Origin of the sequence: Robinsoniella sp. KNHs210 (genome assembly GCF_000686105.1) — a bacterium.
Lineage (GTDB): Bacteria > Bacillota > Clostridia > Lachnospirales > Lachnospiraceae > Robinsoniella > Robinsoniella peoriensis.
The window spans coordinates 878134-903170 of record NZ_JMLZ01000002.1; the positions used below are offsets into that span (position 1 = coordinate 878134).

The window sequence follows — 25037 nt, forward strand, 5'->3', positions numbered from 1 at the left end:
GAGGATGTATAATAAATGCAAATACATCTGACAAATACGAGGAGGAAAAGATATGTTCCGGATTGGAGAATTTTCCAAGCTTTGCAAGACAACCATTAAAACACTGCGCTATTATAATGAGGTGGGACTTCTGAAACCGGAGTATATTGATGATGAAACAAACTACCGCTTTTATTCAACCCGGCAGATTCTGGAACTGCACCACATTCAGGCGTTGCGTCAAATCGGACTGTCTATTATGGAAATCAAATTGATTCAGGATGGACATAATATGGAGGAGATACTTCATAATCGAAAAAGAGAGCTTGAGGAAGAATTAAGAGAGGGCAGGGATCAGATCTCCAGGATTAATTTTATGCTGTCCGGCAGCGAAGCGGAAAGCATGAGACAGTACCAGGGTATAATTAAAGAAATACCGGAATGCATAGTTTATTCCAAACGGCTTACCATTCCGGGTTACAGTTCTTATTTTCAAATCATTCCGGGGATCGGTGCTGCGGTGCAGGAAGCGAATCCCGATTTGAGATGTGCCATACCGGAATACTGCTTTTGTGTATATCTGGATGGTGAATACCGGGAGAAAGATATAAATATAGAGTTCTGCGAAGCTGTCACCCGCTTTGGCAATGAAGTTGAAGGAGTTGTTTTTAAGAAAATGGAACCTGTGGTGGTTGCCTCTGTCATGCATAAAGGATCTTATGAAAAGCTTCCAAATGCTTATGCCTATTTATTTAAGTGGGTGGAGGAAAATGGATATATTGCAGCCGGGAATCCAAGGGAGAGTTATATAGATGGCATCTGGAATGCAGAAGATCCCGGGGAGTGGCTGACCGAATTGCAGTTACCGGTTATAAAAGATAAAAAGGGGTGTTTGTCATAGATAAGAAGAAAAAGTACAGTATGCAAAAGCTGTGCCTGCTATCAAATATTGCCCTGTTTTTATATGAATCAGGAGCCGGGATCACGGAATGCTATGGTAATTTTGAGAAAGAGGAAAACCCCCTTGGGGCTGATTCCCACTTTACCAACAAGCTGATTGAGAGGTGCAACGGCATTGCTTGTCCGGCAGTGATAGTGGAAAATAAAGCAATTTATTTCAGTGCAATAAAGGCTGATGAAAATCAATATGTCCTGGCGGGACCGATGTGTTCGGAATTTCTTTCAAATGTGGAAGTACACCGTTTTTATAAGCTGCATAACATGGAGAAGATCGAGCAAAAAGCACCTGCCAGACTGGGGTTTTTGCAGATGATCTCGCTGATCAGTATGATATATACCACCATAACCGGTGAAATATGTAACGAAGAAATGCTGCTTAAGGAAAATAATCTGGCCTATGTAGACCCGGAAGAGCTGGAACGGGATAAAGCAACCTTTCGCATTGGCAAGGTTGAGGAAGAAGCTTATCACCATACCTACATGGAAGAACTCCAATGGATTAACTGCATAAAGAATGGCGATGAAGTAAAAGCAAAAGAAATGAGCGATTCTTTGGCTGAAAATGCAGGTAAACTGTCAAGAAAGGAAATGAACCACCAGAGAAATCTGGCGATCTGTGCGGTTACGCTAGCAACCAGAGCCGCAATTGAGAGCGGAGTTACTCCGGCGGAGGCTTATATATTAAGCGATGTTTATATTGATAAGATTGATAAATGCAGTGATGTGGGGCAGCTGATTGAATTGCGAAGGCTCAGCACTATGGAATTTACAAGACAGGTGATGGAAGCCAGAAAAGAAAAAGTCCGGTCTAATTATATTGAACAGTGTAAGGACTATATTATAAATCATTATCAATATAAAATCCGGCTGGAGGAAGCGGCAGATGCAATTGGGATCAATAAAAATTACCTGTCCCATCTATTTAAAAAAGAAGAAGGAATATCCATGAATGAATACATTAACCGCGTTCGTGTAAAAAGGGCGGAGAACCTGCTGAAATATTCCGATGCAACCCTGACGGAAATCAGCAGTTATGTCTGCTTTAATTCCCAGAGCCATTTTGGCAGCGTGTTTAAGAAATGTAATGGGGTAACTCCCCAGCAGTACCGGGATCGGTACAGATCCAGAGAGTTTTTGAAAAAATAGGGGATGACTATATATTTCTTGACTTTTCCAGAGCAGGTGCGTATAATTGATTTCAGAATATTCTATGTGCGGCGCAGTACATGGAGCTTAAAGGTACGTTGAAGTGTCTTGGATGAATTTTATCCGAGGCACTTTTTATGTTGTTTAGGCGTTTTGTTTGATTGCCGGGTTTGAATTGTTTCTTGATTGGCGGTGCAGCAAAGAGAGCATTCAATATGCGGGTATGAAGAATATGGAGGATAAGGAATTGAAGATGAAAACATTTCAACTGGGTACAGAAATTTTTATGGGTGAACTGGACATTTCCAGTGTTTGTCCTGACACGAAGAGTGTGTTTATTGTAACAGACAAATTTTTGGTGGAAAGCGGCAGGATTACTTATGTGACAGAGAAACTGGAGGCAGCAGGAATTCCGTATTATGTATTTTCCGATGTGGTGCCCAATCCCGATGTTGAGTTGGTTATGAAAGGAATTTCTATCATTGATGAGTTTAAACCGGATACGGTGATTTCTTTTGGAGGCGGTTCCGCAATTGATACAGCGAAAGGAATTATGTACTTTGCAGTCAGAACGGCAGGACTGCCCCGGTGTTTATCTATAGCGATTCCAACCACCAGCGGTACAGGATCTGAAGTTACAAGATTTTCCATAATATCAGACCATGAGAAAAATATAAAATATCCGCTTGTGGATGACAGCCTGCTTCCGGACATAGCAGTGTTAGACGCACACCTTACGGTAAGCGTACCGCCGGCTATTACGGCTGATACCGGAATGGATGTATTAACCCATGCCATGGAGGCTTATGTTTCTGCAAATGCAACTGATTTTTCAGATGCACTGGCGGAAAAGGCATTTAAAATGGCGTTTGACAGTCTGCGAAGGGCATATCATCAGGGTGATGATTTGGAAGCGAGAGAAAATATGCATCATGCGTCCTGTCTGGCAGGAATGGCATTTGACAGTGTATCCCTTGGGGTAAATCATGGAATGGCGCATATTCTGGGTATTCGTGCTTCTTTGCCCCACGGACGTGCAAATGCAGTGCTGCTTCCCTACGTAATTGCTTACAATGCCGGAATTCAGGATGTTGGCGGTGAAAAAGAATCAGGGGCAGCAAAAAAATATGCAAGACTGGCGAAACTGGCAGGTTATGAATCCTACAGTGTCCGTTCCGGTGTGGTAAACCTGATTCACGGAATGGAAAAACTGTGCAGGGAGTTTAAAATGCCGCTGCAAATCAAAGATGCCTGGGAGGATCAGAGTGCATTTGAAGCATCGGTATCAGAGATGTCACGAATTGCCTGTGAGGACAGGTGTACGGCTACAAATCCGAGAAAGTGTCTTCCGGAAGAAATCGAAACTGTTTTCCGGGAAGCTTATTATGGAAAAAGTAAATATTTAAAGATGTAGGAACAAATGGTGAAAAACGGGGATAACAATGGTAAAAAATAACATATAATTGACGAAAAGTGTTGACAAAACTGTATAAAATAGTGTATAGTCGCTATAGAAGTAAGTGTGAAAATGTGAATGCAGTTCGCAGTCGCACTGCGTATCAGGCAGTATCGTAAGCGGGATTACGATAAGTTTGAAAGTACGTATACATATTACCAACTATGAAGTATGCATTAAAGTATAACAAAAGAGAGATCTTTTCAACTGAATAAGCGGGTTGTGACGTAATGACCTGCAGTGTTTTTACGAAGTGATGGAACTTCCGGAAATTTATTTCTGGGGGTTTTTTGCGCTTTTACAGGATATTTTACTGCATAAGGAGTGAAAATATGATAGAATTAGATGAGAAAAAAAGAATTATTCAGGAGTTTGTTCCGGGGAAGCAGGTTACTTTGGCACATTTGATTGCCAACCCGGATGAAGACCTGTATACTAAGCTGGGCCTGGTTGATGGGCGCGGAGCAATTGGTATTTTAACTATAACACCCAGTGAAGGTGCCATTATAGGCGCAGATGTAGCAACGAAAGCGGCAGATGTGAAGATTGGTTTTGTTGATCGTTTCAGCGGGTCGTTGGTTATTACCGGTGATATTGCTGCTGTGGATGCTTCTTTGCATGAAATTATGAATGTGTTAGGCGACATGTTAGATTTCACTCCTTCTAAAATCACTAGAACCTGACTATAAGGGAGTGGACATACCATGAAGAAAGTAATGTTTGTAGGCAGGACATACGCAGGTAAGACTACGCTATGCCAGTATCTTATGGGTGAATCAATAAAATATAAGAAGACCCAGGCGATTGAAATCCTGGGGAAGGAGCTGATCGATACACCAGGAGAATATCTGGAGAGACGGGGGTTATACCGTGCACTGCAGGTAACTTCAGCTGAGGCGGATGTGATTATCTTTGTGCAGGATGCTACTGCAGACGGCAGTATGTTTGCGCCAATGTTCACATCGATGTTTACGAAGCCGGTCATTGGAATTGTAACAAAATGCGATGCTGCTTCCCGGGAGCAGACCGCTCTGGCAGTAAAGTATCTGGAAAATGCAGGAGCAAAAAAGATTTTTTTAACAAGTGCAGTTGCGGGAAAAGGTATGGAAGACGTTATTCAATACCTGGAGGATCACTAGCAGATCATAAGTGATCCGGATATAAAGCATAATCGACAGAAGTAATGTGAGGTATAATGCGGAGGTACAAATGGAAGAATCAAAAGTAAGGGTGGTAATTGCGGATGATGAGCCGATTACCAGAATGGACCTGAAAGAATTGCTGGAGGATCAGAATTACGAAGTTGTCGGAGAAGCATCCGATGGTTTCGATGCAATTGAAGTTTGTAAGGCGGTAAGACCGGATCTTGTATTAATGGACATTGAAATGCCGCTTTTAGATGGGTTTTGTGCGGCAAAGGTATTAAAAGAAGAGGATATTGTGGATACGGTTATGATGCTGACAGCTTATAGTGATAAAGACTGTATCCGAAAGGCAAAAGAGATCGGCGTTTCCGGTTATATAGTCAAACCGGTAGCGGTAAGGACGATGATTCCGGCTATTGAGGTGGCGCTTGCGCAGAGTGCTCAGATGAAGCAGTTAAAGCAGGAAGGAACACAGGCAAAGAAACAGCTGGAAAGCAGGAAAATTATTGAAAAAGCAAAAGGCTTTATCATGCAGGAGAAAAAAATCTCTGAGCAGGAGGCTTATGATTATATCAGAAGCTTAAGTCAGGCAAAAAAGCTGTCTATGAAACGTGTGGCAGAAATGATATTATTGAAAGCAGGTGGGCATGTGTGAGTTCTAAAGTATATGATTTATGCAAAGAATGCACTCCGCTTACCGATTCGGATATTCAAGTGATTGAAGCTATGCAGCCTAGTCTTCAGCTCATTGCGAACATGGTAGGATGTGATGTGTTTATTGACTGCATTACAGAAGATAAATCCACCGCGATTGTAATCTGTGAGGCGAATCCGGAAAATGTACCCTCTGCTTATGCCAAAAGCGTAGTGGGAATGCTTGCCAGAAAAGAAGATGAACCGGCAGTAGAGCGTACGATCCGACTGGGAATCGGGACGAAATATGTAAAGGCAGTAACCCAGGAGAGAACAGAAGTAATGCAGAATGTAGAACCTATTTTTAATGATAACCGCATTATCGGTGTGTTAATAACGGAAAAACGTGCGGTAGAAGAAATTGAGACCATAGAAGATGAAAAGCCAAGACAAGTAAATGTATTTGATAATTTAATACACGAATATGACTGGCTGATGCAGTATATAGATGAAGCATTAATGATGGTGGATGATAAAGGAAAAGTATGTTTCCGCAATATGATGGCAAAGGAACTGTATGCCAAGCTTGGATATGGCGGTGATATTCTGGACATGCCTTATGATAATATTCTTTTATATCAGCCGGAGCGTGAGTATCAGCCCGGGGAACTTGAAAAAACCGGAGTTGAAGTCACTGTTGGGAAATATTTTCTGAGGGTAAAGCAGATTCCCCTTGGGAAAAACGGGATTCAGTTCGCAATTGTTTTAAGTGATATTACGCACCTTAGAGAAAAAGAAAAGGAATTGGTGAATAAATCAGTTGCTTTAAAAGAAATGCATCATCGGATCAAAAATAATTTTCAGATGATTGCCAGTATTCTGCGTATGCAGAGCAGAAGAAGTGAAAACGACGAGGTAAAAGAAGTGCTGGAGGATACGATTAACCGCCTTCTATCAATTTCCATAACCCATGAATTGATCCTGCAGGGTGAGGATGATAATGTTAATATCTATGAAGTTGTGGAAAGTATAAAACGGGATCTGTTAAGATCATATATCTATCCGGATCTGGAAGTTAAAATTGATGTCATTGGAGATGAATTTAAGCTGAATGCAGAAGTGGCATCATCAGTTACCCTTGTAATTAATGAATTACTGCAAAACTCATTTAAGTATGCGTTTACGGATGTAACGTCCGGGCATATTATTATCGAGATTACCCATGGGAAGATGTATTCCCAGGTGAGTATAACAGATAACGGAAAAGGGTTTGCAGTTGATGCAGTAAAAAGAAAGAGCCTGGGATTATATATCGTAGATAGTGTGGTAAGAGAAAAACTGCACGGCAAGTTTAAGATAAAATCAGGGCCGGAAGGCACCAGAGCAAGTTTTGATTTTAAAATGTACAATTGAATAAGACAGTCCGATGCAGGGGTGTCTGAAAAAAGCGGTGAAGCTTAGGAGCAGAAAATTCTGCACCTGGGCTTTTTTTCTTGTTTGGAGGGTGCTCCAGAGCATTTTTCAGACACGATTCATCCTATCGGGTTATCAAATATAAGGGAGGCAGAACATGCATGAAGTCATTTTAAGTGTGGGAATTGATATTGGAACCTCCACCACACAGCTGGTATTCAGTGAATTGACCATTGAAAACCAGGCAACCAGCTATACGGTTCCCAGAATCAGCATTGTAGATAAGAAAGTTATTTTCCGCAGTGAAATCTTTTTTACTCCTTTATTGTCCCAGACGGAGATTGATGGGGAAGCGGTAAAACAGATCTTAGAGAGCCAGTACCATAAGGCGGGAATCAAACCGGAGGAGATAAAAACCGGTGCAGTTATTATAACGGGAGAAACAGCCAGAAAAGAAAATGCAAATGTAGTGCTGGATAGATTAAGTGGTCTGGCGGGAGACTTTGTAGTTGCGACGGCCGGTCCGGATCTGGAATCCGTACTATCCGGCAGAGGTGCAGGGGCAGATAATTTTTCAAAAGAAAAAAGAACTGTGGTTGCAAATGTTGACGTAGGCGGTGGGACCAGTAATATAGCGGTTTTTGACCACGGAAATCTAATTGGAACCACCTGTCTGGATATTGGCGGAAGGCTGATTAAAGTAGACCGGGGAACAAAGCGTATTACTTACATTTATTCCAAAATACAAAAGCTGGCAGAACGTCTGGGCATCCCGATCTCCGTAGGAGAGATTGCAGATGCAGCTAAAATAAGAAGTATCTGTACCTTAATGGCGGATCTGATTGGTCAGTCTCTTCATACACTGCCAAAGTCAGACTATTATAATGAAATATTTACGAATGGTGGCAATGGGCTGAAGGAGGAAGTAATACCAAAAGCCGTTACCTTTTCAGGAGGCGTTGCTGATTATATATATCAGGAAGCCGGTAACGATCTGTTTCAGTATGGAGATGTAGGAATCATACTGGGACAGGAAATCAGAAGAAACCGGTTTTTACAGAATTTAGAACTGTATCAGGCAGTAGAGACGATCCGGGCTACCGTAGTCGGTGCCGGGACTCATACCACAGAAATCAGCGGAAGTACGATTTCCTATGAAAAAAATCAGCTTCCGATGAAAAATATACCAATCCTGAAAATCAGCGAAGAGGAAGAAAAAACCTGTCAGGGAATCGAAGAATCCATCAGGCGGCAGATACCTTTGTATATTTCCGAGGGGGAAGCTGAACAAATCGCTATTTCATTTGCGGGAACAGGATATTCGGGTTTTGCCGGTATCCAGGAACTGGCCCAGGCTATTATCAATGGGGCGAAGGAACTGATATCAATCAGATATCCGTTACTGATCGTGGCAGAACACGATATCGCAAAAGCACTGGGACATGCTCTGAATGTAAAATTAAAGCACAGTAAGGAGGTCATCTGCATCGACGGTATCAGGACACAAAGCGGTGATTACATTGATATCGGAGAACCAATCGGTGAAGGGCGGGTAGTTCCTGTCGTCATCAAGACACTAATTTTTAATTCTTAAAGAAAAGATACGAGGTGAAAGTCATGATATTAAAAACAAAATTATTCGGCCATACTTATGAGTTTAAATCATTGAAGGAGGTTATGGCAAAGGCGAATGAAGAAAAGTCCGGTGATAAATTAGCCGGAATTGCGGCAGAATCAGCGGAAGAGCGAGTTGCGGCAAAGGTAGTATTATCACAGATAACCCTGGGGGAATTAAGAAATTCACCGGCAGTTCCTTATGAAATCGATGAAGTTACTAGAATCATCCAGGATGCGGTAAATGAACCTATTTACAATGAATTTAAGAATATGACAGTTGCCCAATTTCGTGAATGGCTTTTGGATACCAGCACAACAGGAGATATGATCCGTCGTGCCAGCCGTGGAATCACAAGTGAAATTGTTGCGGCAGTTACGAAATTAATGGGAAATCTGGATTTGATTTATGCAGCAAAAAAAATTGTAGTTACGGCACATTGTAATACTACAATCGGACTTCCGGGCACATTTTCATCCAGATTACAGCCAAATCATACCACCGATAACCCCAAGGGAATCATCGCATCGGCAATGGAAGGATTCAGCTTAGGCTGCGGTGATGCAGTATTGGGATTAAATCCGGTAGATGATACGGCTGAAAGTGTTGCCAGAATCTTAAAAAGTTTTGATGAATTTAAAAATAAATGGGATATCCCTACACAGATCTGCGTACTTGCCCATGTCAGCACCCAGATGGAGGCCATTACCAAACACAATGCACCGATCGATCTGATGTTCCAGTCTATCGCAGGTTCTCAGAAGGGTAATGAAGCTTTTGGATTAAATGGGGCAATGTTAGATGAAGGCCATCAGATGATGGTTCAGCATGGAACTTCCACTGGACCGAATTACATGTATTTCGAGACCGGTCAGGGTTCCGAGTTGTCGTCAGATGCACATTATGGATGTGATCAGGTGGTAATGGAAGCACGCTGCTACGGACTTGCCAAGAAATATAATCCATTCCTTGTCAATACCGTGGTAGGATTTATCGGACCGGAATATCTCTATGACAGCAAACAGGTTATCCGTGCCGGGTTAGAAGACCATTTCATGGGAAAACTTACGGGAATTCCGATGGGATGTGACTGTTGTTACACCAACCATATGAAAACGGATCAGAATGACGTTGAGAATCTGGGTATGCTCTTATCAGCGGCGGGATGTAATTACATCATGGGAGTTCCTCACGGGGATGACTGTATGCTGATGTACCAGTGTACCGGATATCATGATGCAGCGGCATTCCGTGAAATTTTGGGACTGCGTCCGATTAAAGAGTTTGATATGTGGCTGGAAAAAATGGGATTTTCAAAAGACGGAAAACTGACCTCTCTTGCAGGTGATGCATCCGTATTTATGAAATAAGAAGTGAAGAATGCAGGAAGCTGCCAGAGCCTGTCTAAAAAATATTTCTATCGGCATACAGCCTGATGAAATGAATTTTCAGACACGCTCTAAGAGAGAAAGGAGATATATATGATTGACCAGAAGGATTTAAAACGAATAATAGAGCAGGTATTAGTAGAAATGCAGGTGACAAAAAGTACATCAGGTACAAATGGTGCAGCGTTAGAAAGCCAGGGCACTTCACCGGCAATATCTGCAGCTGATGCCCAGACAGTACCAAAGGCAGAGGCAAAGACCGTAAATACATTTCAGCAGGCAGAATACTCTGAAAATGTTAAAGAACCGCCGGTAATTGAAGACGGATGTCTGGAAGATATTACAGAGATAGATATTAAAAAGCAGTATCTGGTACCAAATCCGGTAAACGGGGAGGCATATTATGAATTAAAGCAGTATGCACCCTGCCGCCTGGGTATCTGGAAAGCCGGAGCAAGATACATGACTTCTACCTGGCTGCGTTTCCGGGCAGACCATTCTGCAGCGCAGGATGCAGTATTCTCTAATGTGGATGAAGCTTTTGTAGAAAAGATGAACTTATTCAGCATTCAGACCAAGTGCGACAATAAAGACATTTATCTGACCCGTCCGGATCTTGGAAGAAGACTGAATGAAGAAGGGGTCAAAGCAGTTCAGGAAAAATGCAAAAAGCATCCTACTGTTCAGGTTTATGTATCGGATGGGCTGAGTTCCGCTGCAGTTGCTGCAAATGTGGGGGATTTGCTGCCGGCTATTCTGCAGGGGCTGGAAAGCTATCAGATCGATGTGGGAACGCCGTTTTTCGTAAAATACGGCAGAGTGGGAGTTATGGACCAGGTATCAGAAATTACCGGGGCAGATGTAACCTGTGTATTGATCGGAGAGCGCCCGGGACTTATTACAGCAGAATCCATGAGTGCATATATCGCTTATAAAGCAACGATGGACATGCCGGAAGCCAGAAGAACCGTATTATCCAATATACATAAAGCTGGAACAGTGCCGGTAGAAGCAGGTGCCCATATTGCAGAAATCATTAAGATTATGTTAGAGAAAAAAGCAAGCGGAACGGATTTGAAACTCTAATTGAGAGAGAGGTGTAATGAAACATGAAAAGAGATCCATTAAAAGCAAAGGTACTCAGTACAAAAATGATTCCCAATGTATCGCCGGATCTGGCAAAAAGCCTGGGATTATCGCCGAGACAAAAATCCATCGGAATGGTAACGGCGGACTGCGATGATGTAACTTATACGGCACTGGATGAAGCGACCAAAGCGGCTGATGTGCAGGTAGTTTATGCGAAGAGTTTTTACGGCGGAGCAGGCAATGCAAGTACAAAGCTGGCTGGTGAAGTTATCGGTATTATCGCAGGAACCAATCCGGCAGAAGTGAAAAGCGGTCTGGACGCTGTCATCGGTACGATTGAAAATGGTGCATGGTTTGTAAGCGCAAACGAAGATGATTCCATACCTTACTATGCCCATTGTATTGCAAGGACAGGAAGCTATTTATCAAAATCAGCAGGAATTAAAGAAGGACAGGCGCTGGCATATCTGATTGCACCGCCTCTGGAAGCACTTTATGCGTTGGATGCCGCATTAAAAGCAGCAGACGTAACCATGTGTGAACTGTATGCACCGCCCTCTGAGACAAACTTTGGCGGGGCCCTGCTCACCGGGAGCCAGTCAGCATGCAAAGCAGCGTGTGAAGCATTTGCCGCTGCAGTTGAGTTTGTAGCGGATAATCCGCTGGCATTATAATGATACGCAGAAAATGCAAAACGGGAGGTAATTATGCAGCTTTATGATAAAGACCTGTTATCAGTACAGGAAGTAAGAGAATTGGTAGAGCGCTCAAAGGCAGCGCAGGAAAAATTACTGGAGATGTCCCAGTGCCAGGTTGACAGAATTGTGGAGAGTATCGCTAATGCAGGTGTGAGAAATGCAAAAAGGCTTGCACAGATGGCTCATGATGAGACGGGATTCGGAATCATGGAAGATAAGGTAATTAAAAATATCTTTGCCAGCAAGAGCGTATTTGAATACATCAAAGATATGAAGACGATTGGAGTAATTTCGGAAGATGAAAAAGCAGGAACAAAAGATATTGCCGTTCCGGTAGGTGTAATTGCCGGGCTGATTCCTTCGACGAACCCTACATCAACAGTCTTATATAAATCGGAAATTGCAATAAAGGCCGGAAATTCCATTATCTTTTCCCCGCATCCAAATGCAAAAGAAGCGATTCTGGAAACAGTCAAAGTAATCCGACAGGCAATTGCAGAAGCGGAAGGACCGGAGGATCTGGTATCGGTAATCACCATCCCGACGATTCAGTCTACGGATACTCTGATGCGCCATCCGGATATATCTCTGATCCTTGCAACAGGAGGAAGTGCCATGGTACGTGCGGCTTACTCTTCCGGAACACCTGCAATTGGTGTGGGACCCGGAAACGGACCGGCTTATATTGAGCGGTCTGCAGATCTTAAAAAAGCCGTAAAACGCATAATGGACAGTAAGACATTTGACAATGGCACGATCTGTGCATCTGAGCAGTCCGTCATTACAGAGAGTGACCGGGAAGAAGCCGTTAAAGCGGAAATGCAGGCACAGGGAGCATATTTCTTAAGTAACGAAGAATCGGAAAAGCTGGGAAAATTCATTCTTCGCGCCAATGGAACTATGAACCCGATGATTGTTGGAAAAAATGTTCAGCATATTGCAGATCTGGCTGGTCTTAAGTTTCCGGCAGATGCCAGGGTTCTGGTAGCAAAAGAAGACGGTGTTGGAAACGGGCATCCCTATTCCAATGAAAAACTGGCGCCGATTCTGGGATTTTATGTGGAAGATAATTATCATAAGATTTGTGAAAGATGTCAGCAGATTCTTCATTATGAAGGAGCAGGTCATACCTTTATCATTCATTCTGAAAATCAGGAAATCATCAATTATTTTGCGAAGAGAATACCGGTTTCCCGTTTTCTGGTGAATGCACCGGGAGCCCTGGGTGGTGTAGGTGCCGCAACCTCTTTAATGCCTGCATTTACATTGGGATGCGGAGCGGTAGGCGGAAGTGCAACCTCAGATAATATTGGTCCTATGAACCTGCTGAATATTCGCAAGGCAGCTTATGGTACAAAGGAACTGGATGAAATCCGGAAAGAGGCAGATCTGGCAATACCGGCAGCTGAGCCCTGCCATATAAATGTAGATTATATTGTTGAGAAGATTTTGAAGGAATTAGAGCGTATCTGAAAATTATAGCTCTGGTAAAAATAAAATAACAGGCAGGAGGAATTACAATGGCTAATTTACAGGCATTGGGATTGATCGAAACAAGAGGGTTGATCGCAGCAATCGAAGCAGCAGATGCAATGGTGAAATCTGCGGACGTATCTTTAATAGGAAAAGAATATATTGGAAGCGGACTTGTTACCATTATGGTAAGAGGCGATGTTGGAGCGGTAAAGGCTGCAACAGAATCAGGAGCGGCAGCAGGAGCTGCTGTGGGTGAAGTGGTTTCCGTACATGTAATACCAAGACCGCATAAGGATGTGGAGAGCATTCTTCCGGTAATTGCTGAAGCAGCAGAGTAAGTAAAAAACAGGTAGTTCATAATAGAATTTAAACTTAAAGTTTAAATTAGATAAGATGAAATTGAGATAAGATTAGAATCAGGAGGACAATAAAATGGCGGTTATGCAGGCATTAGGAATGATAGAGACAAAAGGTTTAATTGGTGCAATCGAAGCAGCAGATGCAATGACAAAAGCGGCAGATGTGAAATTAATTGGAAAAGAACGTATCGGAAGCGGGCTGGTTACTGTTTTAGTCAGAGGTGACGTAGGTGCAGTAAAAGCAGCTACAGATGCCGGTGCGGCAGCAGCAGAACGGGTTGGAGAGCTGATTTCCATGCATGTAATACCAAGACCTCACGGAGATGTAGAAACCATACTGCCACATTTATAGAGAGAGTCCCAAAATCATATACTTTGGAACAATACAGGGACAGGCTTAAGGGGGCAATCATTTGAATGTTATAACAGAAGCGTATTTACGGGATATCATGAAAGAGAATCGCCCGGAGGTCTTTTATGTGCCGGAGGGAAGTTTATTATCCCCTTCTGCCCGTGATTATTTGAATCAATATAAAATAAAGATAGAAAAGCAGGAATCGGGCACTTTAGAAAAAGAAAATGCAGAGAAACCGGCGGCAGAAAGTCCTGATGATATGAAAGCTGCATATGTGGATTATGCCACCGGAGCATTTTTTACATCCAAACCGGAGCATATGACGCAGCTAACCGGTAATAAGCTGGTTCCAAAGAATCATCTGCGTATTATATTTCGTGGTAAACTGGATTCACTTCAGTCACTGATTATACGTAACCAGACTGCCATTGCAAAGAATCCCAGGCGCTCAAAGCTGCTGGAGGATCTGGAAGATATCATGAAGATCTTACAGAATATTATGCGGTGTGATGTGCTGGATGAGCCATTTACCATAGAGCGCATTATCGGACTGACTCACGCAGAGCTGCGGGAACACTCGCACAATCCAGGGAAATTTTACAATATCCGGCAAATGATCCTGCCCCACTACACCATGGGGGAGGAATATGCTATACTGAATCAAATCCGTACAGCGATCCGGGAATGCGAGATCAGTGCGATCAATGCATATCAGGTAGGAAATGATTACACACACCAGGATATACTGGAAGAATTCAACAGGCTTTCCAGCGCGCTGCATATAATGATGTGCAAATATCTTGCGGGAGAATACAATTAGTGCGGTCACAATAATCCAATTGTGGTCCGGAGCGTGTTAAAAAATACTTAGCATGATTTTGAAACAGGCTATAGAGGAAAGAGGAGGGAAAGAGTACATGTTCAGTGAATTAATTGAAAACATAACAAACTTAGATGTATTTACAGAGAGTATTAAACAGTACATCAGCGGATTGTCAATCAATTCCGTAATTATTACAATTATGATGATCTTCATGGTCATTGGAGCTATTGACCGTATCCGGGGAAATAAACTGGGGTACGGAGAAGAATTTGAAGCCGGTTTTAATGCAATGGGCCCCCTGGCAATTGCCATGATGGGCGTGGTTGCAGCAGCTCCGGTACTCCGGGTAATTCTGCAGCCGATTATTGCACCGGTCTATGAATTATTCGGAGCATCTCCGGCGATGTTCGCAACCACACTTCTGGCAAATGACATGGGAGGATATCCCCTGGCAATGCAGCTGGCAGGAGACAATACTGCCATTGGTAATTTTGCAGGATTAATCCTGGGTTCCATGATGGGACCAACCATTGTATTTACCATTCCGGTTGCGCTGTCTATTATTAAACCAAAAGACAGACCGTTTCTTGCAGCAGGAGTACTGGCTGGTTTAATTACCATTCCAATCGGTTGTATCGCAGGTGGTCTGGTAATGAATATGACACCAAATAAGATTGATATGATTACAATTTTACAGAATTTAATTCCGGTTATTATTGTAGCAGGATTGATCGCGATTGGACTTTGGTTTAAACCAACCCAGATGATGAAAGGATTTAATCATTTTGGAAATGGAGTTACCATATTAATTACTATTTTTACTGCAATAGCTGTTTTCCAGTATGAGACCGGCATTCGTCTTCCGTTATTTGATATTATGGTTGACCCGAACAAAAACGGCGGTACCATTCCTCTGGAAGAAGGTATTAAGGTTGTAGGAACGATTGCATGCGTATTAATCGGTGCTTTCCCAATGGTAAAATGGATCACCAAGACATTTAAGAAACCATTGATGAAAGTAGGAGAAAAGCTGAAAATGAATGCAGACGGCTCCGCCGGTTTAGTAGCTTCTCTTGCAAATAATATCGCAATGTTCAATATTATGGAAAATATGAATGCTAAGGGTAAACTGTTAAATGTAGCATTTGCCGTTTCAGCAGCATTTGTATTTGGAGATCACCTCGGATTCACCGCAGGTGCAAATCCGGATATGATCTTCCCGGTTGTAGTGGGTAAACTGATAGCCGGAATTACAGCTTTAATCCTCGCAAATGCGCTGGCACCAAAATTGCTGGCAAAAATTAAGGCAAGCGGAGGCAAAGAGGAGATAGAAGAAAAAACAGATTAATATATCAGATAAATAGCCGGGAAAGACAGCAGCCAGACCAAATGCTGTTAAAGGCAGCGAATAAAGATTAGTTTCAGAAAGAAGGTTATATAATGAGTATCAGCGAAGCAACCATCCGTGAGATCGTAGAAAAAGTGGTAAAGCAGTCTTTGATTACCAGGGAAAAAGCAGACTTTAAAAAAGTAAAAGATCCAAGCGGGATACTGTCTGTCTCCTGCGATACCGTTCAGACAGAACCATTCAAAGGCGCCCAGGGTGTATCATTAAAGGATATCGTTTCACTGGAAGAAAGCCCGAGAATGGGAGCAGGAATCATGGAAGTAGATCATACCAGTTTTGAGTGGACCCTGACATATGATGAATTTGATTACATAATAGAAGGAACTCTGGAAATAGAAATTGATGGACGTGTCGTAACCGGACATGCCGGTGATATCATTTTTATTCCAAAAAACAGCCATATTCATTTCCAAAGTCCGGATAAAGCAAGATTTGCATATTTCGTTTATCCGGCAGACTGGCAAAGCTAAATCATATTTTAATAAAATATCATGCAGTCAATGATAAAAAAGGAACCGATGCACTGTCTTAATCAGATAATGTATAGGTTCCTTTTAGGTTTAGTGGATCTTATTAAAATGCAGACTCTCTAAAAGTTTTAATGTCAGTTTTCCAAATCGGTCTTCCCCTTCTTCACGAATCATATCTTCATATTCTATTGCCTTCATAAATCGAACACCTACCTCTTTATATTTAGACATTCTTTATTTAATAATCTTTTCCTGAATATTATGATAAATATCAAAATATTTTGATATAAGAATTGTGCAATACAAGTTATGATAAGCATAATAACAGATCAAGAGAATTTGATATTACAAAAGGAGAAATTGAAAATGGAACAGAAAACTGGAATGAAGAAGACCTACAGCAAGAAATTTTTATGGCGGCAGAGAATTGGATTTGGAATCTCTGATTATGCTTGTAATTTGGCGTATCTGATGGTAAATACGTATCTTTTGATTTATTACACGGATGTAGCAGGCCTGAATGCAGCAGCCGTGGGATTTATGTTTTTAGTAACGAAATTTTTTGATGCATTTACAGATTATGTAGTAGGTACTTTAATTGATAAAACAAATACCAAGATGGGAAGAAACCGCCCATGGATGCTGGCAGGTGCTCCTGTTCTGGCAATTGGTATGGTGCTTGTGTTCACCAGTCCTGATTTTTCACAGTCAGGTAAAATGATCTGGGCTTATGCAACTTACATTATCTTTTCATTTGGTTATACACTGGTAAATATTCCGATGGGATCCATTCTTCCAACCTTAAGTTCAGATCCAACGGAACGTACAAAAATTGTTACTTCAAGAACGATTTTTTCCAATCTTGGTTCCTTAACATCTGCATCAATGGCACTGTTTTTAATTTCCAGACTGGGCGGAGGAGATGTAGCTACCGGTTATCGTAATACGAATATTATTTTTGGAATCATTGTAGTTATAATTTTATTTATTTGTGTTTTTAATATTAAAGAAATAAACCCCGCACCGAAGGTTGTAAAGAAAACAAGCATCGTTAATGACCTTGGAAGTCTTGTTAAGAACAAGCCTTATATGTTAATGCTGGCTCAGACTTTCTTTTTATTTGTAGGTTACCTGGGAATGTTCGCAACGATCGCTTATTATTTTAAATATATTGTGGGAGATGAAATGCTTACCTCTGTTGCAGTATCACTGTTAACGATTGTGCCGATTGTCTCCATGCTTATGTCAGGTGTAATGAACCAGAAAGTATCCAAGAAAAATATTTCCATTCTTGGTACTGCAATTCAGATTTTAGGATTCGCATTGCTGTTTATAGCAAAAGAATCCATCTCCATCATCTATCTCAGTATTGGAGTCATTGGTTTTGGAATGGGATTCCGCCAGACAATGTTCTTCTCTATGCTTGCAGATACAGTGGATTACGGAGAATGGAAAAACGGTAAGAATCTGGCAGGTACCCAGACGGCTGTTTCCGGATTTATTAATAAAGTAGCAAGCGCTTCTGCCAGTGCGATAGCGGCAGGACTTCTTGCATGGGGAGCATATGACGGGGCAGCTGCCGTACAGAGCGCCAGCGCCAATACGGCGATTAACATTGCTTTTATCGGAATACCGATTGTTTGTAATGTAGCATGTATTATTATCTTGTTTTTCTATGATTTAGATAAAATATATCCAAAGATCAAGAGAGAAATGGATGAGAGAAGAGCATTAAACGAGAATGAGGAGAATGCGTATGTGGAAGTATGATTTTAAAGTTCCGGATCAGAAAAAGTATCGGGTCATTGTTCACACAGACTGTAAAAATGAAGCCGATGACCAATTTGCCGTTGCGCACCATATTATGACTCCTAAATTCGATGTAATGGGGATTATTGCAGGTCATTTCTGCAAAAATCCTCAGGAATATGGGGAGGAAAATACGGCAAAAGCCAGCTTTGATGAGGTAAAAAAAGTACTTGGGCTAATGGGAGTGGAAGATGAATATCCTGTTTTGCTTGGTGCACCCCATTCCTTAGATGATGGGGAGACTCCCATAGAATCAGAGGGAGCCAGATTCATCATCGATGAAGCATTAAAGGAAGACCCGCGCCCTCTGTTCGTAGTTTGTCAGGGCGCAATTACAGATCTGGCAAGTGCTTTGCTTATGAAACCGGAAATTGCAGAACGTATGACGGTCATCTGGATTGGCGGCGGTGTATGGCCAAAAGGTGGATTTGAATTCAATCTGATGATGGATGTCAAAGCAGCAAACCTGGTATTTTGCTCTAAGGTTCCATTATGGCAGGTTCCCATGGATGTGTATAAGCAAATAGCGGTATCACTGGCTGAATTACAATACAGAGTAAAACCATGCGGTGAAATTGGGAGATACCTGTTCGATCAAATGGTGGAATTCAACAACAAGCTTGCAGATTTTGCGCCATGGCCTCATGGGGAGACATGGGGACTGGGAGATCAGGCTACGGTTACTCTGCTTTTAGATGAATTGGAGAAAATGAATTATGATTTAAAACCAGCTCCGGCAATTGCGGATGACATGACATATATTCATGAGCAAAATAACCGTGATATCCGTGTCTACCATACATTAGATGCAAGAATGACAATGGAGGATTTCTATGCAAAACTGGCAATTAATTTTGGCAGCCGGACTGTCTGAGTCAACTAAGTAGAGCAATCAGCCATGCACAGGCATTTTAAAACACGTTTTATCGTCAGATAAGGGAAATGGAGGAGTGACACATGGCATATCTGGTATTTGATGCAGGCGGAACATTTACGAAGTTTGCATTGATGAATGAAAATACAGATATTCTGGAGCGTGGGAAATTTAATACACCGGATTATACATCAGGAACAAAAGAACAGTTTATTAGCATGATCAGCGAGGTGATTGAGCGTTATAAGGACAGAAGTGAGGGGATTGCTTTCAGCATGCCGGGCATGCTGGACAGTGATGCCGGTTACTGTGTAACTGCCGGATATCTGGCATATTTGTGCGGTACCCCACTGGCACAAATTTTATCGGAGAAACATAAAATTCCTGTCACAATAGAAAATGACGGAAAATGTGCTGCTCTGGCAGAATTCTGGAAAGGAAGTCTGAAGGGCTGTACCAATGGTGCGGTTTTAATTCTCGGTTCCGGATTAGGCGGCGGACTTATTATTGATAAAAAGCTGTATAAAGGCGGACGGCAGACAGCAGGAGAATTCAGTTATGTAATGGTTGATGAAAACCAGAAATATGAATTGGACGGTTACTGGGGAATGAAGAGCGGCTTCCAGGGACTAGCTAAAAGAACGGCATTTTACACCAGGGAAGACTGGGAAAGCTATGACGGGCTGAAATTATTTGAACGCGCTGCAGCAGGCGATGATATGGTATTAAAAGGGCTGAAAGATTTTACGGACACCCTTGCTTTGCAGGTATGTAATCTGAATATGCTGCTGGATCTGGATGTGGTAGCCGTAGGCGGTGGTATCAGCCGGCAGCCGCTGCTGCATGAATTTCTGCAAAAAAGTATTGATGAATATTTAGAGAATCATCCGATGAGGTTTTTAAGTCCTTATATACCAAAGCCGGTTGTTACAAATTGTGAATTCTATAATGATGCGAATTTAATCGGAGCATTATATCATTTCTTACAAAAAGAAGGAGGGGCATTATAAATGGGATTTCCAGAAAATTTTTTATGGGGCGGTGCAGTTGCGGCAAACCAGTGTGAAGGTGCTTATCAGGAAGCCGGAAAAGGTCTGTGCATACAGGATGTAACACCACATGGTATCGTAGGTCCAAGAACAAAGGAGCCAACGGAAGATAACATGAAGCTGGTGGGTATTGATTTTTATCACAGATATAAAGAAGATATAAAACTGTTTGCGGAAATGGGATTTAAAGTATTTCGTACCTCTATTGCCTGGAGCCGTATCTTTCCAAAAGGTGATGAAGAGATGCCAAACGAAGCAGGACTGAAATTTTATGATGACCTTTTTGACGAATGCCATAAATATGGCATAGAGCCGCTGGTTACCCTGTCACATTATGAGACACCTCTCCATCTGGCAGAGGAGTATGATGGCTGGATCAACCCGAAAATGATCGGATTTTATAAAAATTATGTTACTTGTGTTTTCCGGCGCTATAAAGATAAAGTAAAGTATTGGCTTACATTTAACGAAATTAATTCCATTCTGCATGAGCCGTTCTTAAGCGGAGGAATTAATACACCCAAAGATAAATTGTCTCAGACACAATTATTTCAGGCAGTACATCATGAATTTGTAGCAAGTGCATCAGCGGTAAAGATCGGGCATGCCATAAATCCGGATTTTAAAATCGGCTGTATGGTACTGAGCATGCCTGTTTATCCACTAACGCCCAATCCCGATGATGTGATTGCTGTTATGGAAAAAGACCATATGAATATGTTCTTTGCAGATGTGCAGGTACGTGGAACTTATCCCGGTTATGTGAAAAGATATTTTAAAGAGCATGACATTGAGCTGATGATTACAGAGGAAGAGCGTGAGATTCTGAAAAATACCGTAGATTTTGTTTCTTTTAGCTATTACATGAGCATTTGCGAGACTGCAGATAAAAGCCTGGGTGTGCAGGGAAAAGGAAATCTTCTGGGAGGAGTCAGGAATCCGTTATTAAAGGAAAGTGAATGGGGATGGCAGATAGATCCTAAGGGGCTGCGTTACGTACTGAATACCTTTTATGACCGGTATCAGAAGCCATTGTTTATTGTGGAAAATGGGCTTGGTGCAGTTGATAAACTGGTGACTGGGAACGATGGAAACCCCACAGTAGAAGATGATTACCGCATTGAGTATCTGAGAGACCATTTACTGCAGGTAGCGGAAGCAGTAGAAGATGGCGTTGAGGTGATGGGTTACACAACCTGGGGATGTATTGATCTGGTCAGTGCATCGACGGCAGAATTAAAAAAGCGCTACGGATTTATCTATGTAGACCGTAACGATGATGGAACCGGAACATTAGAACGCTATAAGAAAAAATCGTTTTATTGGTATAAGAAAGTAATTGAAACGAATGGAGAAAGCCTGAAAGAGACTTTCTAATAAATATACAAAACGTATGGGAAATGCAGAGAATGCGAAAAGTTATTTCGTATTCATCTGCATTTTTATGTCATGGAGATGGAATAAAGCTGGGAGTTACCGATAAGTTTATCATGATTAATTTAAAGTTAGCCTTGACAAACCACTCGCGGGAGTGTACACTTAAGAAAACTAAATAGTTCCGGTAGGTAAGGTTACCACAGGGATACGGATTGTTGCCGCGAAATGATGGAGACATCATCAGTTGGTTTGAACAGGCCGCATCGAAAAACAAGGTGCAGCATAATACAATTTCATCGCCCTGTGATACTAAAGCTCAAACGGTGGCAGTTCCATATTATTTTATAATATGGCTGAATGTAGAATGTTTAATTCCCATACCATAGTTTGTCCTTTGGTGCGGGATTTTTTTTGTGAAAAGAAAAGGAGGTGGTAAGAATGGATAGTGGAGGCAGTCATGAGCGATATGACATCAGCGTAGAGGGTATAGATGAAGTTCCGGATTTGCCGGGAGTGGATCATTTATCCATTCTTGGACTTCCCGGGGTGGTTTTTGTGATCGGTCTTTTTCGATAATAATGCCATTTCCAGGTTCTAGAGCATGTTTTAAAATTGCTTTGTGACAGATGTACTGGAATATTTCATCGGATGCCATCGCTGCTGTTTTTATACACATTTGATATATCTGCTGAGAATAAAGTGTTCCCGGCATTTATGCCTGCTATGTAAATGAAAACAATAGCGGTGGATTTTTATGCCCTTTTTTAAGAAATGTTACTGTGAACATGAATAAAGGAGGTATAAGACAATGAAAAAAAACAGAATGAGAAATATGGTACGCCGTGAAACGGTGAACGAAAAATTAAAATATGCAGCAACTGTTGAATGGAATAAATTTTATGAGGAATTTCAGACATCATCAGAGGGAATGACAAATGCACAGTTAGAAGTTTCTGAAGAAGAATATGGAAAGAATATTGTGACTCACGGACAGAAGGAATCCCTTGTCAAGAGAATCTGCGGTGCTTTTATTAATCCATTTACAGCAATTTTGTTTGTTTTGGCAGCAGTTTCCGTATTTACAGATATTATTTTTGCGGATCCAGGCGAGCAAAATCCCGTTACGGTTATTATTATCACAACTATGGTAATGATATCCGGTATGCTGCGGTTCATACAGGAAACGAGAAGTGGTAATGCGGCTGCCAGATTGTCAGCAATGATCCGGACCACTACCTGTGTTAAGAGAATGGAAGAAGGAACAAGGGAAATTCTACTGGAAGATGTGGCAGTTGGGGATGTTGTGCTGCTTTCGGCAGGAGACATGATACCTGCTGATATCCGTATTATTTCGGCAAAGGATCTATTCATCAGCCAGTCAGCACTTACCGGAGAAAGTGAACCGGTTGAGAAGTGCAGCGCTTTAATTGGCAGCAAAGATGCGGTAACCGATTATTCCAATCTGGCATTTATGGGCAGTAACGTAATCAGCGGCAGTGCGGCAGGAGTTGTAATTGCAGTTGGTAACAATACGATGCTTGGTGAAATGGCGAAGTCTCTTTCTGAAAAACCGGATCAGACTTCCTTTGAAAAAGGGGTGAATTCGGTATCCTGGGTATTGATCCGTTTTATGCTGATTATGGTTCCAGTTGTATTTTTTATCAATGGCTATACGAAAAATGACTGGATGGACGCAGCATTATTTGCCATTTCCGTTGCGGTAGGTCTGACGCCGGAAATGCTGCCAATGATCGTAACCACCTGCCTGGCAAAAGGTGCAGTATCCATGTCCAGGCAGAAAGTAATTATTAAGAATCTGAATGCGATCCAGAATCTGGGTTCAATTGACATCCTGTGTACCGACAAGACAGGTACCCTGACCAGAGATAAGGTAGTATTGGAATATCATCTGGATATTGAAGGAAATGAAGATCCAAGAGTATTGCGTCATGGATTTTTAAACAGCTACTATCAGACAGGGCTTAAAAACCTAATGGATATTGCGATTATAGACAGGACGAACGAACTGCAGGAGCAGGAGGTACAGCTTCAGGGTATACAGTCCAACTACGAAAAAGTAGATGAAATACCATTTGATTTCGAAAGACGCAGGATGAGTGTAGTAGTAGCCGATAAAAATGGAAAGACACAGATGATAACAAAAGGTGCAGTGGAGGAGATGCTGCGGGTTTGTGCATTCGCAGAATACGAAGGAAAAGTAGAACCGCTGACGGATCAGATGCGCAATAAAATCCTTACAAAGGTAGAAGAATTAAATGAGAGCGGAATGCGTGTGATAGCAGTGGCACAAAAGACAAATCCATCACCGGAAGGAGCGTTTTCTGTTGCAGATGAGGCGGATATGGTTTTGATTGGCTATCTGGCATTTCTGGATCCGCCGAAGGAAACAGCAGCAGCCGCAATCAAAGCACTGCACGGTTACGGAGTAAATGTAAAAGTCCTGACCGGAGATAATGAAAAGGTTACCTGCTGTATTTGCAAACAGGTAGGCTTATCTACGAAATATTTGCTTCTGGGAACACAGGTGGATGCTATGGATGATGACCAGCTGGCAAAAGAAGCTGAGAAGACAACCGTTTTTGCAAAGCTTTCTCCGGCTCAAAAGGCAAGAGTAGTAAAGATCCTCCAAAAGAACGGGCATGTGGTGGGATATATGGGAGATGGAATTAATGACGCAGCTGCGATGAAAGCATCAGATGTGGGAATCTCCGTAGATACGGCGGTGGATATTGCAAAGGAATCGGCAGATACAATTCTTCTGGAAAAAGATCTAATGGTATTGGAAAAGGGAATTCTGGAAGGACGAAAAACCTATGCGAATATGATAAAGTATATAAAAATGACAGCGTCCTCTAATTTTGGAAATATGTTTTCAGTGCTTGCCGCCAGTGCATTTCTGCCGTTTTTACCGATGACAGCAATCCACTTAATCTTGCTGAACCTGATTTATGATATATCCTGTACAGCGATACCATGGGACAATGTAGATATTGAATTTCTGGCTGTGCCCAAAAAGTGGGATGCATCTTCTGTCAGTAAATTCATGTTGTGGATAGGGCCTACCAGTTCGATATTTGATATTGCAACATATCTTGTGATGTATTTCGTAATTTGTCCGTTGATGAGCGGCGGATTACTGTATCATCAGATTTCGGATCCTCAGATGCAGGATGCATTTGTTGCTGTATTTCAGGCAGGCTGGTTTATAGAATCCATGTGGAGCCAGACGTTAGTTATTCATATGATCCGGACAGCAAAAGTTCCGTTCATTCAGAGTCATGCAGCAGCCCCGGTAACAATACTGACACTGGGTGGAATCCTGACCGCTACCATAATTCCATTTACGGGATTAGGCAGTGCGATAGGTCTTGCAGCACTGCCGGCAGTATATTTTGCCATTTTGGCAGCAGTGATTGTTTGTTATATGGGGGTGGCAACTTTTATGAAGAAGATGTATGTGCGGCGGTATGGGGAATTATTGTAGTATAAGGAGC

The 25037-nt window shown here is 42.0% G+C and carries 24 protein-coding genes and 1 riboswitch; of the genes, 23 read left to right on the top strand and 1 reads right to left on the bottom strand.

Translation table 11 applies throughout. From position 1 onward, the window contains the following. The first annotated feature begins 52 nt into the window (after positions 1-52). The 17 genes from CD03_RS0110670 (at position 53) to CD03_RS0110755 (ending at position 16413) form a co-directional block, all read left to right on the top strand. On the top strand, positions 53-880 hold the full coding sequence (locus CD03_RS0110670; RefSeq protein WP_027293619.1) for a MerR family transcriptional regulator: 828 nt from the start codon (positions 53-55) through the stop codon (positions 878-880). After that, positions 868-2085 carry an AraC family transcriptional regulator gene (locus CD03_RS33180; protein WP_152614149.1) on the top strand — a complete coding sequence of 406 codons (1218 nt, stop codon included), beginning with the start codon at positions 868-870 and terminating at the stop codon, positions 2083-2085. The genes CD03_RS0110670 and CD03_RS33180 overlap by 13 nt, the downstream gene beginning before the upstream one ends. A 223-nt stretch (positions 2086-2308) precedes the next feature. Then, on the top strand, positions 2309-3499 hold the full coding sequence (locus tag CD03_RS0110680; RefSeq protein ID WP_330377177.1) for a 1-propanol dehydrogenase PduQ: 1191 nt from the start codon (positions 2309-2311) through the stop codon (positions 3497-3499). A gap of 374 nt (positions 3500-3873) precedes the next feature. Then, on the top strand, positions 3874-4224 hold the full coding sequence (gene eutS, locus CD03_RS0110685; RefSeq protein WP_027293621.1) for an ethanolamine utilization microcompartment protein EutS: 351 nt from the start codon (positions 3874-3876) through the stop codon (positions 4222-4224). Between the two features lie 21 nt (positions 4225-4245). Continuing rightward, the gene (locus CD03_RS0110690) at positions 4246-4680 is read left to right on the top strand and encodes a EutP/PduV family microcompartment system protein (protein ID WP_027293622.1); all 435 of its coding nucleotides are present in this window, start codon (positions 4246-4248) and stop codon (positions 4678-4680) included. 70 nt (positions 4681-4750) lie between these two features. Further along, complete coding sequence (locus tag CD03_RS0110695) at positions 4751-5341, top strand: ANTAR domain-containing response regulator (RefSeq protein WP_027293623.1); 591 nt, start codon at positions 4751-4753, stop codon at positions 5339-5341. Next, positions 5338-6732, top strand: a complete 1395-nt coding sequence (locus tag CD03_RS0110700; protein ID WP_027293624.1) for a sensor histidine kinase — start codon at positions 5338-5340, stop codon at positions 6730-6732. The genes CD03_RS0110695 and CD03_RS0110700 overlap by 4 nt, the downstream gene beginning before the upstream one ends. 157 nt (positions 6733-6889) lie before the next feature. Beyond that, positions 6890-8326 carry an ethanolamine ammonia-lyase reactivating factor EutA gene (eutA, locus tag CD03_RS0110705; RefSeq protein WP_027293625.1) on the top strand — a complete coding sequence of 479 codons (1437 nt, stop codon included), beginning with the start codon at positions 6890-6892 and terminating at the stop codon, positions 8324-8326. 23 nt (positions 8327-8349) lie between these two features. Then, entirely contained in the window at positions 8350-9717 is a 1368-nt protein-coding gene (locus tag CD03_RS0110710; RefSeq protein WP_027293626.1) for an ethanolamine ammonia-lyase subunit EutB, read from the top strand. Positions 9718-9828: 111 nt separating this feature from the next. Then, positions 9829-10821 (top strand): ethanolamine ammonia-lyase subunit EutC, encoded by a 993-nt coding sequence (gene eutC / locus CD03_RS0110720; RefSeq protein WP_027293627.1) that lies wholly within the window; start codon positions 9829-9831, stop codon positions 10819-10821. A 23-nt stretch (positions 10822-10844) separates the two neighbouring features. Continuing rightward, on the top strand, positions 10845-11498 hold the full coding sequence (eutL, locus tag CD03_RS0110725; protein ID WP_027293628.1) for an ethanolamine utilization microcompartment protein EutL: 654 nt from the start codon (positions 10845-10847) through the stop codon (positions 11496-11498). 33 nt (positions 11499-11531) lie between these two features. Next, on the top strand, positions 11532-12995 hold the full coding sequence (locus tag CD03_RS33185; RefSeq protein ID WP_052377758.1) for an acetaldehyde dehydrogenase (acetylating): 1464 nt from the start codon (positions 11532-11534) through the stop codon (positions 12993-12995). 47 nt (positions 12996-13042) lie between these two features. After that, positions 13043-13336: a BMC domain-containing protein gene (locus tag CD03_RS0110735; RefSeq protein WP_027293629.1), complete on the top strand. Its 294-nt coding sequence runs from the start codon at positions 13043-13045 to the stop codon at positions 13334-13336. A 94-nt stretch (positions 13337-13430) separates the two neighbouring features. Beyond that, positions 13431-13709, top strand: coding sequence for an ethanolamine utilization microcompartment protein EutM (gene eutM / locus CD03_RS0110740; RefSeq protein ID WP_027293630.1), 279 nt, complete (start codon positions 13431-13433; stop codon positions 13707-13709). Between the two features lie 61 nt (positions 13710-13770). After that, positions 13771-14532, top strand: a complete 762-nt coding sequence (locus CD03_RS0110745; protein WP_027293631.1) for an ATP-binding protein — start codon at positions 13771-13773, stop codon at positions 14530-14532. Between the two features lie 97 nt (positions 14533-14629). Next, entirely contained in the window at positions 14630-15883 is a 1254-nt protein-coding gene (locus CD03_RS33190; protein WP_044289299.1) for an ethanolamine utilization protein EutH, read from the top strand. Positions 15884-15975: 92 nt separating this feature from the next. Continuing rightward, positions 15976-16413: a cupin domain-containing protein gene (locus CD03_RS0110755; RefSeq protein WP_027293632.1), complete on the top strand. Its 438-nt coding sequence runs from the start codon at positions 15976-15978 to the stop codon at positions 16411-16413. A gap of 90 nt (positions 16414-16503) precedes the next feature. On the opposite strand, the gene CD03_RS38245 is transcribed toward CD03_RS0110755, so the two are convergent. Further along, entirely contained in the window at positions 16504-16644 is a 141-nt protein-coding gene (locus tag CD03_RS38245; RefSeq protein WP_197041656.1) for a hypothetical protein, read from the bottom strand. A gap of 135 nt (positions 16645-16779) precedes the next feature. Between CD03_RS38245 and CD03_RS0110765 the strand changes: the two genes are divergently transcribed. The 6 genes from CD03_RS0110765 (at position 16780) to mgtA (ending at position 25027) form a co-directional block, all read left to right on the top strand. After that, entirely contained in the window at positions 16780-18183 is a 1404-nt protein-coding gene (locus CD03_RS0110765; RefSeq protein WP_027293633.1) for an MFS transporter, read from the top strand. Beyond that, positions 18170-19096: a nucleoside hydrolase gene (locus CD03_RS0110770; protein ID WP_027293634.1), complete on the top strand. Its 927-nt coding sequence runs from the start codon at positions 18170-18172 to the stop codon at positions 19094-19096. The genes CD03_RS0110765 and CD03_RS0110770 overlap by 14 nt, the downstream gene beginning before the upstream one ends. Positions 19097-19179: 83 nt before the next feature. Beyond that, positions 19180-20106, top strand: coding sequence for an ROK family protein (locus tag CD03_RS0110775; RefSeq protein ID WP_027293635.1), 927 nt, complete (start codon positions 19180-19182; stop codon positions 20104-20106). Beyond that, positions 20107-21522, top strand: coding sequence for a glycoside hydrolase family 1 protein (locus CD03_RS0110780; protein WP_027293636.1), 1416 nt, complete (start codon positions 20107-20109; stop codon positions 21520-21522). A gap of 173 nt (positions 21523-21695) precedes the next feature. Continuing rightward, positions 21696-21858: riboswitch (M-box (ykoK) riboswitch) on the top strand. Between the two features lie 102 nt (positions 21859-21960). Further along, positions 21961-22098, top strand: a complete 138-nt coding sequence (locus CD03_RS37790) for a hypothetical protein (protein WP_156042859.1) — start codon at positions 21961-21963, stop codon at positions 22096-22098. A gap of 232 nt (positions 22099-22330) precedes the next feature. Beyond that, positions 22331-25027 (top strand): magnesium-translocating P-type ATPase, encoded by a 2697-nt coding sequence (gene mgtA, locus CD03_RS0110790; protein WP_027293637.1) that lies wholly within the window; start codon positions 22331-22333, stop codon positions 25025-25027. Positions 25028-25037: the final 10 nt, after the last annotated feature.

Bases quoted from the DNA above. Each gene is read 5' to 3' on its own strand.
- CD03_RS0110735 (WP_027293629.1), top strand. From the start codon at position 13,043: ATGGCTAATTTACAGGCATTGGGATTGATCGAAACAAGAGGGTTGATC.
- CD03_RS0110755 (WP_027293632.1), top strand. From the start codon at position 15,976: ATGAGTATCAGCGAAGCAACCATCCGTGAGATCGTAGAAAAAGTGGTA.
- eutM (WP_027293630.1), top strand. From the start codon at position 13,431: ATGGCGGTTATGCAGGCATTAGGAATGATAGAGACAAAAGGTTTAATT.
- eutS (WP_027293621.1), top strand. From the start codon at position 3,874: ATGATAGAATTAGATGAGAAAAAAAGAATTATTCAGGAGTTTGTTCCG.
- eutA (WP_027293625.1), top strand. From the start codon at position 6,890: ATGCATGAAGTCATTTTAAGTGTGGGAATTGATATTGGAACCTCCACC.
- eutL (WP_027293628.1), top strand. From the start codon at position 10,845: ATGAAAAGAGATCCATTAAAAGCAAAGGTACTCAGTACAAAAATGATT.
- CD03_RS0110780 (WP_027293636.1), top strand. From the start codon at position 20,107: ATGGGATTTCCAGAAAATTTTTTATGGGGCGGTGCAGTTGCGGCAAAC.
- CD03_RS0110775 (WP_027293635.1), top strand. From the start codon at position 19,180: ATGGCATATCTGGTATTTGATGCAGGCGGAACATTTACGAAGTTTGCA.
- CD03_RS0110680 (WP_330377177.1), top strand. From the start codon at position 2,309: ATGAAGAATATGGAGGATAAGGAATTGAAGATGAAAACATTTCAACTG.
- mgtA (WP_027293637.1), top strand. From the start codon at position 22,331: ATGAAAAAAAACAGAATGAGAAATATGGTACGCCGTGAAACGGTGAAC.
- CD03_RS0110695 (WP_027293623.1), top strand. From the start codon at position 4,751: ATGGAAGAATCAAAAGTAAGGGTGGTAATTGCGGATGATGAGCCGATT.
- CD03_RS33185 (WP_052377758.1), top strand. From the start codon at position 11,532: ATGCAGCTTTATGATAAAGACCTGTTATCAGTACAGGAAGTAAGAGAA.
- CD03_RS0110710 (WP_027293626.1), top strand. From the start codon at position 8,350: ATGATATTAAAAACAAAATTATTCGGCCATACTTATGAGTTTAAATCA.
- CD03_RS38245 (WP_197041656.1), bottom strand. From the start codon at position 16,644: ATGTCTAAATATAAAGAGGTAGGTGTTCGATTTATGAAGGCAATAGAA.
- CD03_RS33190 (WP_044289299.1), top strand. From the start codon at position 14,630: ATGTTCAGTGAATTAATTGAAAACATAACAAACTTAGATGTATTTACA.
- CD03_RS0110690 (WP_027293622.1), top strand. From the start codon at position 4,246: ATGAAGAAAGTAATGTTTGTAGGCAGGACATACGCAGGTAAGACTACG.
- CD03_RS0110670 (WP_027293619.1), top strand. From the start codon at position 53: ATGTTCCGGATTGGAGAATTTTCCAAGCTTTGCAAGACAACCATTAAA.
- eutC (WP_027293627.1), top strand. From the start codon at position 9,829: ATGATTGACCAGAAGGATTTAAAACGAATAATAGAGCAGGTATTAGTA.
- CD03_RS0110765 (WP_027293633.1), top strand. From the start codon at position 16,780: ATGGAACAGAAAACTGGAATGAAGAAGACCTACAGCAAGAAATTTTTA.
- CD03_RS0110770 (WP_027293634.1), top strand. From the start codon at position 18,170: ATGTGGAAGTATGATTTTAAAGTTCCGGATCAGAAAAAGTATCGGGTC.
- CD03_RS37790 (WP_156042859.1), top strand. From the start codon at position 21,961: ATGGATAGTGGAGGCAGTCATGAGCGATATGACATCAGCGTAGAGGGT.